At 49.2% G+C, this 15,769-nt stretch carries 14 protein-coding genes; 12 read left to right on the top strand and 2 right to left on the bottom strand.

The genetic code is table 11. The features are described 5' to 3' along the window. From AC4MRN_RS00800 to AC4MRN_RS00845, 10 genes are all read left to right on the top strand, one after another. A partial coding sequence (locus tag AC4MRN_RS00800; protein ID WP_491202217.1) for a VOC family protein occupies positions 1-291 on the top strand: 291 nt, incomplete at its 5' end. Positions 292-491: 200 nt separating this feature from the next. Further along, the gene (locus AC4MRN_RS00805) at positions 492-3,374 is read left to right on the top strand and encodes an insulinase family protein (protein ID WP_491202218.1); all 2,883 of its coding nucleotides are present in this window, start codon (positions 492-494) and stop codon (positions 3,372-3,374) included. Between the two features lie 144 nt (positions 3,375-3,518). Beyond that, positions 3,519-5,846, top strand: coding sequence for a ribonuclease R (rnr, locus tag AC4MRN_RS00810; RefSeq protein WP_491202219.1), 2,328 nt, complete (start codon positions 3,519-3,521; stop codon positions 5,844-5,846). Then, positions 5,846-6,589 carry a 23S rRNA (guanosine(2251)-2'-O)-methyltransferase RlmB gene (gene rlmB / locus AC4MRN_RS00815; protein ID WP_491202220.1) on the top strand — a complete coding sequence of 248 codons (744 nt, stop codon included), beginning with the start codon at positions 5,846-5,848 and terminating at the stop codon, positions 6,587-6,589. Before rnr ends, rlmB begins: the two co-directional genes overlap by 1 nt. A gap of 10 nt (positions 6,590-6,599) precedes the next feature. Continuing rightward, positions 6,600-7,232, top strand: coding sequence for a gamma-glutamylcyclotransferase (locus tag AC4MRN_RS00820; protein ID WP_491202221.1), 633 nt, complete (start codon positions 6,600-6,602; stop codon positions 7,230-7,232). Next, entirely contained in the window at positions 7,216-7,737 is a 522-nt protein-coding gene (locus AC4MRN_RS00825) for a GNAT family N-acetyltransferase (protein WP_491202222.1), read from the top strand. Before AC4MRN_RS00820 ends, AC4MRN_RS00825 begins: the two co-directional genes overlap by 17 nt. A 217-nt stretch (positions 7,738-7,954) precedes the next feature. Next, the gene (locus AC4MRN_RS00830; protein WP_491202223.1) at positions 7,955-9,019 is read left to right on the top strand and encodes a tetratricopeptide repeat protein; all 1,065 of its coding nucleotides are present in this window, start codon (positions 7,955-7,957) and stop codon (positions 9,017-9,019) included. A gap of 141 nt (positions 9,020-9,160) precedes the next feature. Further along, positions 9,161-10,594 carry an alpha-amylase gene (locus AC4MRN_RS00835; RefSeq protein ID WP_491202224.1) on the top strand — a complete coding sequence of 478 codons (1,434 nt, stop codon included), beginning with the start codon at positions 9,161-9,163 and terminating at the stop codon, positions 10,592-10,594. 37 nt (positions 10,595-10,631) lie between these two features. Next, the gene (locus AC4MRN_RS00840) at positions 10,632-11,342 is read left to right on the top strand and encodes an SDR family oxidoreductase (RefSeq protein ID WP_491202225.1); all 711 of its coding nucleotides are present in this window, start codon (positions 10,632-10,634) and stop codon (positions 11,340-11,342) included. Positions 11,343-11,508: 166 nt separating this feature from the next. Beyond that, positions 11,509-13,017 carry a diguanylate cyclase domain-containing protein gene (locus AC4MRN_RS00845; RefSeq protein WP_491202251.1) on the top strand — a complete coding sequence of 503 codons (1,509 nt, stop codon included), beginning with the start codon at positions 11,509-11,511 and terminating at the stop codon, positions 13,015-13,017. Here AC4MRN_RS00845 and AC4MRN_RS00850 read toward each other — a convergent pair. After that, entirely contained in the window at positions 13,014-13,613 is a 600-nt protein-coding gene (locus AC4MRN_RS00850) for a peptidylprolyl isomerase (RefSeq protein WP_073320604.1), read from the bottom strand. The genes AC4MRN_RS00845 and AC4MRN_RS00850 overlap by 4 nt on opposite strands. 9 nt (positions 13,614-13,622) lie before the next feature. Beyond that, the gene (locus AC4MRN_RS00855) at positions 13,623-14,798 is read right to left on the bottom strand and encodes a methyltransferase (RefSeq protein WP_491202226.1); all 1,176 of its coding nucleotides are present in this window, start codon (positions 14,796-14,798) and stop codon (positions 13,623-13,625) included. A 29-nt stretch (positions 14,799-14,827) separates the two neighbouring features. Between AC4MRN_RS00855 and AC4MRN_RS00860 the strand changes: the two genes are divergently transcribed. Both AC4MRN_RS00860 and AC4MRN_RS00865 read left to right on the top strand, forming a co-directional pair. Further along, complete coding sequence (locus AC4MRN_RS00860; RefSeq protein WP_073321109.1) at positions 14,828-15,478, top strand: alpha-ketoglutarate-dependent dioxygenase AlkB family protein; 651 nt, start codon at positions 14,828-14,830, stop codon at positions 15,476-15,478. Beyond that, the gene (locus tag AC4MRN_RS00865; RefSeq protein WP_491202227.1) at positions 15,445-15,762 is read left to right on the top strand and encodes a BolA family protein; all 318 of its coding nucleotides are present in this window, start codon (positions 15,445-15,447) and stop codon (positions 15,760-15,762) included. Before AC4MRN_RS00860 ends, AC4MRN_RS00865 begins: the two co-directional genes overlap by 34 nt. Positions 15,763-15,769 lie beyond the last annotated feature (7 nt).

A 15,769-nucleotide genomic window follows, 5' to 3' on the forward strand; every position in this document is an offset into this window, starting at 1 on the left:
ACCGTGTTCGGCGGTGATATTACTCAGCATTGGCTTATTATGAAAAACGGTGACCACATCATTGGTCTGTTTCAGGGCATGTTCGAAGGTAATGTACTTACGTTTAATCCGGGTTGGGATCAAAACGCCCGAAACCTGGACAGTTTTACCGATGTCAGAGAGATCGAGGCGCAACTGGTTGCGCAAGGCGTTGAACTGACAAAACCCACTGAACCAGGCGGGGAGGGGCCGGAAAGCATTGCATTCCTTGACCCCGACGGCAACGCCATTCTTATCGACCAACATCGTTAGCACTGCGTTCTGCAGTCATTAGACATACTTTTTTACAATACTGTGTTTAAGGGCAGTAGCCAGTGACGCAAAGTTTGCTTAATGTTGCGATACCCAAAAAGGTATACATATACGTGCGACAGATGAGCAACATTCATTGCGTCTTTTGGCGGCGTTTTACGTATATGTCCACTAAATACAGATAATACAAGGCACCTAGAATGAAAAAGCTCTTTGCTATGAGTGCAGTTACACTGGCTATTCTGGCTGGATGTAGTGCAGAGCAAGCGAAACAAGTTACCCCTACACAAACCAATGCAGAGGCGGTTGCGCCATCAGTCATTATTTCTGCGAACGACAATCGCCAGTACGATACGTTTACCTTACCGAATAGCGTTGAGGTGATGCTGGTGTCAGATCCCGACGCAGAAAAGTCAGCTGCCGCACTGAGTGTTAGCGTTGGTCTGCTGCATGACCCTATGTCTCAACAAGGTATGGCTCACTATCTGGAGCATATGTTGTTTTTGGGGACGGAGCGTTTTCCTGACACCAAAGGTTATACCGACTTTATGACGGCCAATGGCGGTCAGCACAATGCTTATACCTGGCTGGACATCACTAACTACATGTTCAAGGTCAATAACGAGGGCTACCCGGAAGCGCTAGATCGTTTTTCTGATTTCTTTAAGGCCCCTAAGCTTTACCCTGAATATACTGACAAAGAAAAGAACGCGGTAAATGCTGAATGGTCAATGCGCCGCGAAATGGATTTCTTTGGTCAGTTTAAGCTGGCGCGAAACCTGATGGGTGATCACCCGGCGAACCGTTTCCTAATCGGAAACCTGGAAACCCTGGGCGACAAAGAAGGCAGTAAGCTGCACACCGAGACGGTGAACTTCTACGATCAGTATTATTCTGCCAATATTATGAAAGTCGCGATGATCAGCAACCGTCCGCTGAGTGAAATGAAAGCACTGGCTACCCAGTACTTTGGTGACATCAAGAACAAGCAAATTGAAGATCCGGAAGTCACAGAGACGCTGGACTTTGCCAAAGTCGGCGGCAAACGTATTCACTATGTGCCAAACGAAGACGTAAAACAGCTGAAAATTGATTTTACCATCACCAATAACAGCGATCAGTATGCGTCAAAGCCCAACAAATACCTGACGTACTTAATTGGCTCAGAGATGCCAGGTACGCCAGCCTATCAGTTGAAAGGGATGGGGCTTATTTCCAACCTGGTCGCCAGCGCATCACCTGATATGTATGGGAACTACGGCTCTTTCAGCATTGATATTGATTTAACCGATGCAGGTATGCAAAACCGCGAAGCTATTGTGGCGGTTGTAATGCAATACATCGACCTGATTCGTGAAAAAGGCGTTGATGAGAAATATTTCAGCGAAATCAAAACCAGCCTGAATAATCAGTTCCGCTTCCTGGAAAAAGGCGATGAATTCGGTTATGTGTCGAATCTGGCCGCGGCTATGCAAAACGTTCCTGCCAAACATGCGGTATCTTCGCCGTACTATTACGAAGCCTTTGATGCTCAGGCTATTAACGACGTACTGGCGCAATTGACACCAGAACATCTACGCATTTGGTATATCAGTAAAGGCGAGCCGTCGGACAGTCAGCTGCATTTCTACGACGGTAAATACAAGGTTGCCGATATTGGTCAGGAAGAAGTCGCGAGTTGGAAACAAGCGCCCCAAATCCCACTGCAGTTGCCTGCAGTCAACAATCTACTGCCTGAAAACTTTGAAATTAAAGACACTGGCAGCAAAGCAAAGCCTGAGCTGGTTGTTGATAAAGACGACATTAAAGTTTGGCATTACCCAAGCAAAGCGTTTGCCGATCAGCCGCGCGGCGCCATGGAAATCTATATCAACAACGGTAAAGCCGAAACCGATATTAAAGCGAATGTGCTGACCACGCTTTGGAAAGATTTGTACTCGCTGCAGCAAAGTGCGCTTATGACAGAAGCCAGTATTGCGGGTATGAACCTGAAACTGAACGACGGTAATGGCTTGAGAATGACCCTGTCAGGCTTTACCGACAAGCAACCACAGCTGTTAAAACAAGCGCTTGGCGCGCTGGTGGTAGACGTCAATGAACAGAACTTTGCCCAGGCGGTAGACCGTTTCATTCGCGGCTTACAAAACCAGGGCAAACAGTTCCCGTTCTATCAGGCATTTGATGCTTATGGTCGTCTGGTCCGTAAAGGTAACTTCAACACAGAGGCGTTGATTGCCACTGCGCAATCGCTCAAGCCTTCAGATTTAACTGCCTACATGCCGGCCTTATTGGGCGAGCATCAGTTACGTGTCTTTGCATTCGGTAACTACGACAGCAAAGATTTGGAAAGTGCTGTTGCACAAATTACTGCAGCGTTGCCTGAAGATCGTAAAGCCATTGCGTATGACTACCGCGATTTCTGGAAGCCTCAGCCAGGTGAAAAACTGCTGTGGCAGCAAGATCTCGATGTGGCTGATGTTGCCATTGTTGATGTTTCCGTTCACCCTGAAGCTGGCTTCGAGGCGCAGGCACAGGCATCAGTGTTACGCGGTCATTTCCGCACGGCAGCATTCGATAAATTGCGTACCGAAGAGCAGTTGGCTTATGCCGTAGGTGGCGCAGCTGTGCAAATTGGCGATTACACCGGTTTTGCCATGTACATTCAGACGCCGGTTAAAGATGTAGAGGCTATGCAGGCTCGCTTTGATACCTTCAAGCAGGAGTATGTAGAGCAGCTAAACAGCATGACCGAAGAGACCTTCGCGCAGTTAAAAGCCAGTACATTGGTTACGCTGAAAGAGCCGCCGAAGAACCTGCAGGATGAAGTTACGCCGTTCATGGCTGATTGGTACAAAGAAAACTATGATTTCGACAGTAAGGAAAAGCTCATTGCTGCCGTTGAAAATGTGACGTTGGAAGGATTAAAAGACTTCTACGCTAAAACCATGCTGAACAAAGACGCAGCAAGAGTGTCTGTACAAATGCGCGGTGCAAAATTTGCCGATAAGCCATTTGCAGGCCTGGAAGGCGCGAAACCGATTGCTGACATGGCAACATTCCACAGCAATATGAAAACCCAATAACGTTAGTCATTTCGCGTTTTACGTGTTGTATTGAAAAGGCCTGCTGATTCAGCGGGCCTTTTTATTTGGCAAAAAATAAAAGGGCACACGCTTTGAAGGCAAGCTGTTATACTGCAAACAGACTATAAGGAAGATCCATATATTATGAGTAAAGATCCGCATTTCGAGCGGGAAAAATCCAAATACGACAATCCAGTCGCCAGCCGTGAATATTTGCTGGAAACACTGAAAAAATACGGCAAACCCATGTCCTTTATGGATATTTGCCACAGTGTGAATGCGCTGGACGAAGACAGTCGTATTGGTATTCAACGCCGTTTACGCGCCATGGAGCGCGAAGGGCAAATTCAATTTACTAAACAAAAGCGTTATGCGGTGCTGCAACAAGAGCAGCTGTTTCGTGGACGCGTGATTGGCCATCGCGATGGTTACGGCTTTCTGCGACCAGAAGACAAATCCGGCGACTTGTTTATTAGCGCAGGGCAAATGCAAAACCTGTTGCATGATGATTTTGTTGAAGCCAGAGAAAGTGGTACCGACAGGCGAGGTAAGCGCGAAGCCTTTATCAATCAGGTTATCGAACCGCGCAAAGAGCCCATTGTTGGCCGCTATTTCACCGAACAAGGTATGGGCGTTGTTATTCCTGACGACAGCCGAATTAATCATGAGATCATCATCCCGCCTGAGCATGCCCACGGCGCACGTCAGGGGCACGTGGTTGTTGTTGAGATCACGCAGCGACCGCGTCGACGGGTAAATCCGGTTGGGCGCATTGTTGAAGTGCTCGGCGAGCATATGGCGCCGGGCATGGAAATCGAAATGGCCCTGCGCACGTTCGATATCCCGCATCAGTGGCCAAAAGGCGTTACCCGCCAAATTGAAGGGTTGGGTGATACCGTAGACGAAGAAGCAAAAGCCGGACGTATCGACTTACGCCAACTACCGCTGGTTACCATTGACGGTGCAGATGCACGTGACTTCGACGACGCGGTATTTTGTGAGCCGTTGGATGACGGTGGCTGGCAGCTTTGGGTCGCCATTGCCGATGTCAGTCAGTACGTGCGAATGGGCACAGCTTTAGACACAGAAGCGCTGAACCGGGGTAACTCAGTATACTTCCCGGACCAGGTTGTCCCCATGCTGCCAGAAGTACTGTCGAACGGGTTGTGTTCGCTGAACCCGGAAGTCGACCGCTTGTGTATGGTGTGTGAAATGACCATCAGTCCGCAAGGGCAGCTCAAGCAATATCAGTTTTATGAAGCAGTGATGAATTCTCACGCGCGCTTCACCTACACCAAAGTCTGGCAAATACTTCAGGGTGACAAAGAACTCCATCAGCGTTACGAAAGCTTTGTACCGCATTTACGCAATCTGCATGATTTGTATCGCGCCCTGAAAAAAGCGCGTGGTTTGCGTGGTGCCATTGAGTTTGAAACTCAGGAAAGTAAATTCGTGTTCAATGCACAGCGCAAAATTGAAAATATTGTGCCTATTGAGCGCAATGATGCGCATAAGCTCATTGAAGAATGTATGATCATGGCTAATGTGAGTGCCGCTCAGTTCATTGAAGCGAATAAAGCGCATGCGTTGTTCCGGGTGCATGACAAACCCGATGCCGACAGATTGGCCGCATTTACCGCTTACTTAGGTGAAATTGGCATTCCACACCGCATTACCGATGGCGCGGCGCCTGCTGATTTTACCGACGTGGTATCGAAAACACTGTACCGTCCTGATCAGGAACTGATCCAAACCATGTTATTGCGGTCTATGAAGCAGGCCATATATGACGGTGAGAATATCGGCCACTTTGGGTTGGCGCTCGACGCCTATGCCCACTTTACTTCACCCATACGGCGTTACCCGGACTTAGTTGTTCACCGAACAATTAAAGCAATTCTGAAGAAACAAGGGCAGACGGTGCACGGTGCTAAAGCTTACAGCGCAGAGGAAATTGAGCAGCTCGGTGAGCAGTGTTCTATGACCGAGCGTCGAGCGGATGACGCCACCCGGGACGTTGCAGACTGGCTCAAGTGTGAATTCATGCAGGACCATGTTGGCGAGACCTTTGAAGGGGTCGTCAGCTCGGTAACCGGTTTTGGTATTTTTGTGCGGATCACCGAATACCATATCGACGGACTGGTGCATATTACCTCACTGGATGACGACTACTATCGCTATGATGATGTAAAACAATGCCTGGCTGGTGACAGCGGCGCGCGTCAATACCGATTAGGCGATCAACTACAGGTAAAAGTCGCTGCAGTGAATCTGGATGAGCGTAAAATTGACCTCATCCTCGACAATAAATGGTTAAAAGCGACGACCGGTAAAAAGGTCAAAGTCATGAAGAAACGGGAACCTCGCAAAACGGCCGACGCCAAAGGCAGTCGAGGCACACCCAAATCCGCCCCGCCACCGAAAAAGCGAGGCTCAAAGAAACCCAATAAGAACAAAGGTAAACGACGTTAATGGCACAGCAAGAGTGGCTTTATGGTCTGCATGCATTGCAGGCTGTGATCGACAAAGAACCCGAACGGTTAATTGAAATCATGGTCCTTAAAGGACGTGATGATGCGCGCTTACAATCTATTGTGAATACCGCGCGCCGTATGGGGGTGTCAGTACAATTCTGTAACCGCAAGGTGCTGGATGACAAAGTAAATGGTGAGCAGCACCAGGGAATTGTTGCCCGGGCGAAGCCGGCGAAAACCCTCGACGAAAGTGATCTGGACTATTTGCTGGATAATACCGATTCTCCCCTGTTATTGTTTTTAGACGGCGTGACAGACCCTCACAACATTGGGGCCTGTTTACGAACCGCTGATGCAGCGGGCGCGCACGCCGTGGTTGTGCCTAAGGATAAATCTGGCGGGCTAACTGCTACCGCGCGTAAAGTGGCGTGTGGCGCAGCCGAAGTGGTGCCCTTCATTCAGGTGACAAACTTGTCTCGTACGCTTAAACACATTCAGCAAAAGGGTGTCTGGGTTATCGGCACCGCAGGTGAAGCGGAACAGCTGATTTACGACTGCAAACTGACCGGTCCAATGGCACTGGTGATGGGCGCAGAAGGTAAAGGCATGCGACGTCTTAGCCGGGAACATTGCGATGAGCTGGTTAAACTCCCCATGGCGGGCAGCGTTTCTAGCCTGAACGTCTCGGTCGCAACGGGTGTTTGTTTGTATGAAATCGTGCGCCAGCGCACGGCAAATTAATAGATACCCAATGACTCCGGCGGCACTGGAAAAGTGGTTGAAGGCGGTTGATGAACCCCATGTTATCATGGGGTACGGCAGCCTGATGAATGCCGATTCGCGCCATCGCCATTCCAATATCCCTCATCATGGCATTGCCGTCAGTGTACTCGGATTTGAACGGGCGTGGGTAACACGCTCATTGCCTGAGAAACAAACCTATGTCGGTGCGTATCAACAGGCCGATGCCTGGTTAAATGCGCAGTTAGTACCGTCACACCTCGACCCAAGTATTCAACAACGCGAACAGGACTATCGTTTTACACGGGTAAGCGAGGCGCAACTTTGCTTGCCCTACGATGCAGAGGTGAACGAGACTCTCGCATCCTGGTTGTCTGAACGGGACCTGTGGATATGCGAAACGCTGGATACCCATCCGGCAACCAATGACTTCCCGGTCAATCAATCTTACATCGATACGTGTCTGGCGGGTTGCCTGGAGCTGGGCGGCGAAGCGGCAGCACGCGAATTCATTCACTCTACAAAAGCCTGGAATCATCCACGAGTTAATGACCGGTCGTCCCCCAATTACCCCAGAGCTGCGCGGGTCAGTGCGGCGCAGCACACTGTCATCGACGGGTTGTTACGTGAATACGGTTATTGAATCAGGGCGCGTGCGCTTTCGTCAGCTAACCACAGAGGATGTGGATTTCGTGCTGGCAATTACCAGCGATCCGGACTGGCTCTACTTTATTGGCGATCGCGGGGTAAAAGAGCCCGACGAAGCCAAACAATATATCAATACGTCAAGTAGCAGTTTCTCCCAGCAAGGCTTTGGTCTCTGGGTAGTTGAAAGTGATGTGGTAGAAGGCGACAGCCGCGTTGGCTTATGTGGTTTTCTGCATCGCTCGTTTTTAGATTGCCCGGATCTCGGTTATGCATTTTCGCCGCATGGCAGAGGACAGGGGTTGGCATTAGAGGCGGTGACTTTAGCCCTCAGGTGGGCTGCAAAGTCCGGGCTTAACTCTAAGATCAGTGCGATCTGTCGTTGCGACAATACTCGCTCTTTACACTTATTGGAAAAAGCCGGCTTCACCGCCATGGGCAAGTTTTTTCAGCGAGACGTGCCCGCCCACCAGTTCTTTCTGACAACGATAGCGCCTGAATAAGTCCTGATTCAAGGAACATTTGCTGTCAATGTTGCTCTAATAAGCGGTTGCTACCCGCACGTCCAGACATTGAGTTGTTTCTGATTTTGTTACAAATGAACGGTTTACAATGATTCTGGCTAAGGTAGTTTACGTTAAATGTTCAAATTACGGTTGGCTGGTTGTTACGTTGCAGGCCATCAATTTTTCCACAACGTGTTTATCAAAAGGAATTGAAATGACTTTTAAAAAAGCGTCATCCACACTGGCTTTTGCTGTCCTGGTGTCACTGTCGTTACCGTTACAGGCATTGCCAGATAGCGTCGGAATCAACGCCGAATTGCTCGATGAGCACTTTAAGCAAGGTGATTACGAATTCGTTATTTCAGCGCTGGAAGACACCAATTCAAAGACACCTGAGCAGTACAACATGCTTATTTCTGCGCTTATGAATACCGATCTGGATGACGCGGAAGAGATTGCCGAAGAATTTATAGCGCACTACAAAGACGATTACAGAGCCTATCACACGCATGCCAGCGTAATGGGCGCGCAGGCATCGAGCAGCATTTTCTCTGCGTTAGGCTATGCGGAAAAAGCGAAACACAGTTTAGAAGCGGCGATCACCGTTGCGCCGGAAGAAGTAAACGTCTATCAGGCACTGATGCAGTTTCATTTAATGGCCCCCTCTATTGCTGGCGGTGATATGGAAGAGGCCGAGAAACTGGCCGACAAAATCGCCACGCTCGATGCGCTTGAGGGGCAGTTTGCGAAAGCGAAGTTTTATCTCGAAGATGAACAAACGGAAAAGGCCAGTGCTATCTATGAATCACTCTCTCAGCAAGACGAGACGAAAATACGTGCCAGCTACGAATTAGGCAGTTTTTATCTCTCAGATGAGCGCTACGAGGACGCGTTTAATGCGTTATCTGCACTGCTAACGGCGTCGGTTGTGTCCGTTGAAGATACTGAGTCGGAAGCGTGGGAAGCCTATGAAAAGAACAAAAGCAATTTGCTCTATGGAAAGTACCGTCTTGGTCAGCTTGCAGTAGAGAGTGGTGACTATACCCAAAGCGGAATAACTGCACTTGAGCAATACATTGAAGAATATAACGCGACTAATATCGAAACGACCCATTTACCCAGCATGAACTGGGCTCACTTGCGCCTGGCCGAGCTACGCTTAAATGCCAATGATGTCGAACAAGCAAAAAATGCCCTGGCGTCAATTCAAGGCGAGGAAGACAAGCGCTTTGCAAAAATTTTGAAAGGCCTGAAAAAGCAGCTAAACAAGAAGGCTTAGGAGGTTCAAAAGCCTACTTGTCGTTTCAGACGCTGTGGAATGCACAAGGTTAACGAACTTTCACTGCATACGTATTCTTATTGAGGGCAAAGCGGATAGCACCTAGGGTTGTTATCTCTTTTATTGCCAGGAATTCGAATCATGTTTGCCATACTGAGTCGCTTTTTGCGTTTTACCGTGCTTGCCGTGGCGTTGTGTTGTCCGTTCAAACTCATGGCGCAGCCTGATTTACAGGCCGACACTTTTGTACACCTGTTTGAATGGCGCTGGCCTGACATTGCAGCTGAATGTGAGGCGTTTCTTGGGCCACATGGCTACAGCACCGTGCAGGTATCGCCGCCGAGTGAACACAGAGCCGGTTCACAATGGTGGACGCGTTATCAACCGGTTAGCTATGTATTAATAAGTCGCAGTGGCAATCGTGCTGAATTCATCGATATGGTACAGCGGTGTAAAGCGGTTGGTGTGGATATCTACGTTGATGCAGTGATCAATCATATGGCTGCAGGCAGTGGTCGCAGTCTCACCGGAACCGCATTTGAACGAAAGCAATTCCCTGATTTTACCCCCAAAGATTTTCACATGGATTGCGGTATTACTAATTACCGGGACCGGGACAATGTTCAACAGTGTGAATTGGTTGGTCTCGCCGATCTCAAAACCGAAGACCCGCAAGTACAGGCGCGTATTGCCGGGTATTTGAATGATCTGGTCAACATTGGCGTAGCCGGCTTTCGTATTGATGCATCGAAGCATATGCCTGCGCGCGACATAAAGCAGATATTGGAGCAGGTAGAAGGGGAACCATGGGTATTTCAGGAAGTCATCGACCAGGGCGGTGAACCTATACGTGCCTCGGAATATACCGACAATGGCGCTGTCACTGAGTTTAACTATTCGCTGGCAATTGGAGAGGCTTTCAGCCGTGGGACGCTGGCTTCGCTACACGAACAGGTGGGAGCGGGGCAGTGGTTAGCTTCTGGCGACGCCGTGGTGTTTGTCGATAACCATGATAATCAACGTGGACACGGCGGCGGTGGTCATGTCATTACTTTTGAAGACGGCCGGTTATATGACTTAGCCAACGTCTTCATGCTCGCCTGGCCATATGGTTATCCTAAAGTGATGTCGAGTTATGCATTTGACGGTGATACCGACGCAGGGCCGCCTGGTGTGAATGTGCACGGTGATGCAAAACCCGCTTGTTTTAACAAGGCATGGCAATGTGAACATCGCCGGCCCTATATCGGAGGTGCGGTGGATTTCAGGCGCAATACGTCTGCGCATACCGACGTCACAAACTGGTGGGACAATGGCAGTGACCAGATTGCATTTGGCCGGGGGAGCAGCGGCTATGTGGTGATTAATGCCAGCGAACAGCGCCTTAACAAGACGCTGTTGACCTCTCTGCCGGAAGGACGGTATTGCAATGTACTAACCGGCGGGCTGGATACAAAAAAACAGCAGTGTACCGGAGAGGAAATTGTGATAAACGACGCCGGGCAATTCACGTTGTCATTACCTGCAATGCAGGCTATTGCTATCCATCACAACGCTCGGTTAACCTCAAACTAAACCCGGCGTCTGGCTTATAAAAACAAGGGAAAGCATTATGAACCAAATATATTCACTCACTAATAAGGTGGCTATCGTAACCGGCGGCGGTAAAGGACTTGGCCGCACTATCACCGAATATTTACTGGCTGAAGGGATGTCAGTGGCCATCTGTGGACGGACTGAAAAAACGATTGCAGATACCGTTGAGGATTTGTCCGAACGATTTGGCAACCGCCTGTTTGGCGCGGTGTGCGATGTGAGTGATGCCAGCGAGACCGCAAACTTTGTGCAACAGGTTATTCGACAGTTTGGCAGCGTACATGTGTTGATCAACAACAGTGGTTTTGGCAAGGAAACCCGGGTGTGGGAAACCCCTGAAGCCGACTGGGATGAGGTAATGAATACCAACGTGAAAGGGACGTTTCTGATGTGCAAAGAGACGGTGCCTGCAATGATAGAAAATCGCGAGGGATACATTATTAATATTGCTTCACAGGCCGCGTTGAATGGCTATGCGAAAGCCGGCGTGTATTGCGCGTCGAAGTTTGCCATGGTGGGCCTTGGAAAGGCATTGCAGGAGGAAGTGCGTGAATATGGTATCCATGTACATTCGCTAAACCCTGCACTGATCCAGTCATCACGTCAACCTGATGAAGCCATTGACGATGGTCTGATTCAAAATGAAGATATTGCGGGCATGGTTGTGTATCTGCTGCAACAGCCAAGACGGTTGAAGATCGATAATATTGGCTTATGGGGGTTTTAGCTAAAAGTTGCAGGTAGAGCCTTGTTTTTTTGCATCGCAAGGCGCAGTATATTTGCTATACGCTATATTAAATAATAACTGAGTAAAATGTTTGGATTAGCAAATTCAAACGCGGCGTATATCTGCAAATTTGCACAATTACCTAGTGAGGGATGCACTAGTGTCCATGTATTCTGGTATCAAAAACGCGCTGGCTTCCTTTAGCAAAAAAGAAGGAAGCTCACTCACTGTACTTGCTATTGTACTGTTTCTTCTTTTCGATTTTATTGCCCTGTCTTTAAATGTCTGGTTGTCATACCGAATTGAACAGCAAGCCATAAATATTAACTTGTCTGGTCGTCAGCGTATGTTGAGCCAACGTATGGTTAAAACACTGTTGCTGATGGACAAAAATATTCAGAATGAACAGGTCTATCTTGAGTACCTGGACGAGCTGAGCAGCACCTTCGACCGCTTTGAATACACATTAGATGCCTTTCATCGAGGGGGACGAACATTCTCCGCAGAGTCTGACATGATAGAAGTTGCGCCGCTAACCAGTGAAGCCACACGGAAAATTATCAATCAGGCGTTACGTGAATGGGCACCGTTAAGGCAGAAGGTTCGCCAGTTGATAGGGCGGGAATTCGATACGCTGTTACTTCAGCAAGCCAACGATGTCGCGCAACGAAAAAACCTCGCGCTGCTCGCACTAATGAACGCCCTCACCGTAGAACTCGAACATGAAACACAGGAAGAGGCGCAACGCATTCGCTTTTTCCAGGGAATAGCGTTTCTTTTGGCGCTGGTTAATTTTAGCGTTGCCATCATTTTATACAGACTGCGGGTCAGAAAAGCGCACCACACACTGGACCTGGTCGATAACATAATGAATCGTATCGCGACAGGGATCATCGTTGTTGACGCCAGTGGGTCAATCGTAAGAGCCAATAAGGTAATGGCTGAGATGAGCGGCTTTTCTCAGCAAGAACTTCTGAACAAGAAAAAATCTGTGCTGCTAGTTGATTATGAGGGTAAAACCTATGGGCTCAGAAAATACGGGGAACGGTATCACTGCAAGCTTGAAGTGAGCAAGGTGACGCTAAACAACAAGCCCGCAACGGTGTATACCGTAATAGACGATACAGTATCTGTTGTACAGCAGCAGGAACTGGCCCAGTTAGCTTATCACGATCAGTTAACTGATTTGCCCAATCGTCATTTGTTCAAAGACAGGCTCGATTTGGAATTAAAACATGCCAGCCGTCGGGGCGAAAAACTGGCTGTGTTGTTTATTGACCTCAATGGTTTTAAAAGTGTTAACGACCAATACGGACATAAATTTGGCGATCTTCTATTAGGTCGCGTTGCAGTTAGAATGCGTGATACGGTGAGGGAATCAGATACGGTTGCCAGAATTGGCGGTGATGAATTTACACTGATCCTGACTGACGTAGCAAACTATCAACAATGCAAAGCGCTGGTGGAAAAAATACTGGCCGCCATTTGCAAGCCTTATCTGATTCAGGACATCGTGGTAGACGTTGGCGCCAGTATCGGCGTGGCGTGTTTCCCGGATGATGCACAAGAGGAAGCGGATTTATTGAGCTTGGCGGATAAGGCCATGTATCAGTCCAAGGCATCTGGCGAAAGCCGGATTACTTTCGCCAGTGCATGGAGAAGCCCTGACGATTAGAGTTCTGGTAACACCGTCGCTTTGTGCAAAATAATGGGTTCTACGGGCGCGTCAGCGAACCCCAACAGCGCTTTGTATTCAGTTTCTACCTCACCCATGGCATCAACGACTTCGTACCCTTCAACTACCGCACCGAACACGGTGTAGCCCCAGTTTCTGCCCGGGTCGAGACTGTCGTTGTCGTCCAGATTAAAGAAAAACTGACGCGTTGCCGTATGCGGGTCATTTTGTCTCGCCATGGCGACAGAGTACAGTGAGTTTTTCAATCCGTTACCCGACTCGTTATAGATTTCCGGGTACGAAGGCTTTTCGTCAAAGTCGACAGTGTAACCGCCACCTTGGACAACAAACCCGGGCACAACACGGTGGAAAATGGTTTCTTCGTAGCTGCGCTTGTCGACATAGCGCAAAAAGTTGTTCACCGTAATGGGGGCTTTTCTGCGGTCCAGCTCGATGACAATGTCACCCATGGATGTTTCCAGTTTTACTCTGGGGTAGTAATTGTCAGGTTGAATTTGCGAGCCGTCATCGGCTTTCTTCGCGGCAAATGCAGGTGCAGTTATCAACGCTAAACACAGTAGTAATGATCTCAGCATGAGGACTCCTTATCGTTTCGCTGCGCTGTAAATTACGAACTTTCGGTCATTGGCGATGGTGTTTACGCCACCAAATAAGCGCTTTAATTTAGGGTAATAATCTAAATGGCGGTTGGCTACCACGATAAGATGACCGCCTTTATTAAGCAGTTCATAGGCATCGTGAAACATCTGCCAGGCAATATGGTCGGTGATGGCGTTTTGCTGGTGAAAAGGGGGATTACAAAACACTTTTGTCACTAACGGTCTGTAAGGGCGATCCAGCAGTGACTCCAGACAGTTGCTGGCAACAAACTCGCATTGCTCAACTTGATCTTGAAAATTGTTTGCCACGTTGTCTTTGGCTGACTCAACCGCCATCAGTGATTCATCAACAAAGGTTACTTTGCATCCCGGCGCCAGTGACAGGGCATTGAGTCCAAGTACGCCGTTGCCACAACCCAAATCGACAACATGGTCATGGTCTGCGACGGTCATATGTTCCAGTAACAGGCGAGCTCCGATGTCCAGAGACTGCCGGGAAAACACATTGGCGTGGTTACTCACCGAGACTGCCTGACCGGTTGCCAGCTTGCATTGCCAGCGGGTCGGATAGGGCGATGAGACAGGCGTATTGAGTTTGCTGGAGTCGGCTTCACAGAAGATCAGTCGGGACTTCTTTTTGGCCAGTGAAGTACGGGTTGGGCCGAGATACTTCTCAAACAGATCTAACACGCCGCGGGTAACGGCTTTAACCTTGGCGGCGGCAACAATATGCGTTTGCGCCGACACTACACTGCGCAGTTGAATAAGCTGGTGTTCCAGAAGCGCAAGGGTTCGGGGGACTTTAATAACAACCAGCGCCGGAGCGGTCGGTAAAGAGGCCAGGCAATCAACCACGTCTACCTGTTTACAATGATTAACCTGCAGGTTTTCTGCCAGGGACAAGCGGGCAATGGTTGAGTCGCTAACCCAGGTCGGAACAGCCGTAGTCGCGTTCTGACCGGCAAAAAACGTAGCCAGTGATCCAAAATCATCGTTCATGATTATCCATGGCTGAGCGTCAGGCACGCATTGCTCGGTTAACAGGTGTTCGATAACCAGTTCATCGGCACTGTCCCAGGCCTGCAGGCTTTTGTGTTGATGCTTGGCCGGGTAACGAATCAACGTTAGCTGCCGGTCAAATAGTGTAAACTCTGTGTTCATGAACGCATTTTATCTTGGTGTTGAATACTGTGCAGTCTGATTTATTTCACACATCCACTCCGGGCCTTCAGGCATTGCCGCTCAAAGACGCCCAGGTGAGTTATCAGCCTGATTGGTTGTCGGAACAAGCCGCGTCGACACTCATCACGCAACTGCAACAAAGCTTGCCCTGGCGGCAGGATACTATCAAATTGTACGGCAAATCGGTATCGATTCCACGCTTGCAGAGCTGGCACGGGGCACCACACTGCGAATACACCTATTCCGGGCTGCGCATGAAACCTCACCCCATGCCAGAGGCATTAGGCGCATTGCAACAACGGCTTACAGATGAGCTGGGCGCGCCATTTAATTGTGTGCTGGCCAATTGGTATCGCGACGGCCAGGACGGCATGGGGTTGCATGCAGACGATGAACCTGAGCTCGGCGAAGAGCCTGTCATTGCGTCTGTTTCACTGGGCGCGGAACGCAAGTTCAGTTTCAAGCACCTGCCCACCGGTGAGCGCACTGACATTCAACTCGAAAATGGCAGTCTGCTGGTCATGGCGGGTCAGACTCAACGTTTTTACCATCATGGGTTAAGCAAGACGCGCAAAATCATTGATGGTAGAATTAACCTCACATTTCGCTATATTTCACCGGATTTATGCAAGTATACGAGTTTATCGAATCACAACTGAGCGAACACCTTAAGCCCACTTTTCTTGAGATTGTGGACGAAAGTCATCAGCACAATGTGGCGCCTGGTGCGCAAAGTCATTTTAAGGTTACCGTTGTGACTGACGCTTTTATCGGGCAACGCCTGATTGGTCGCCATCGCCAGGTGAACGGCTTGTTGGCTGATGCATTAGCTGGCCCGGTTCACGCGTTAGCCTTGCACACCTATACACCTGAAGAATGGACCGCACGTGGTGAACAGGCGTCTGCATCACCGGCATGTCGCGGCGGCAGTAAGGCGGATTAGCAACATC

It is taken from the genome of Marisediminitalea sp. (assembly GCF_984433645.1).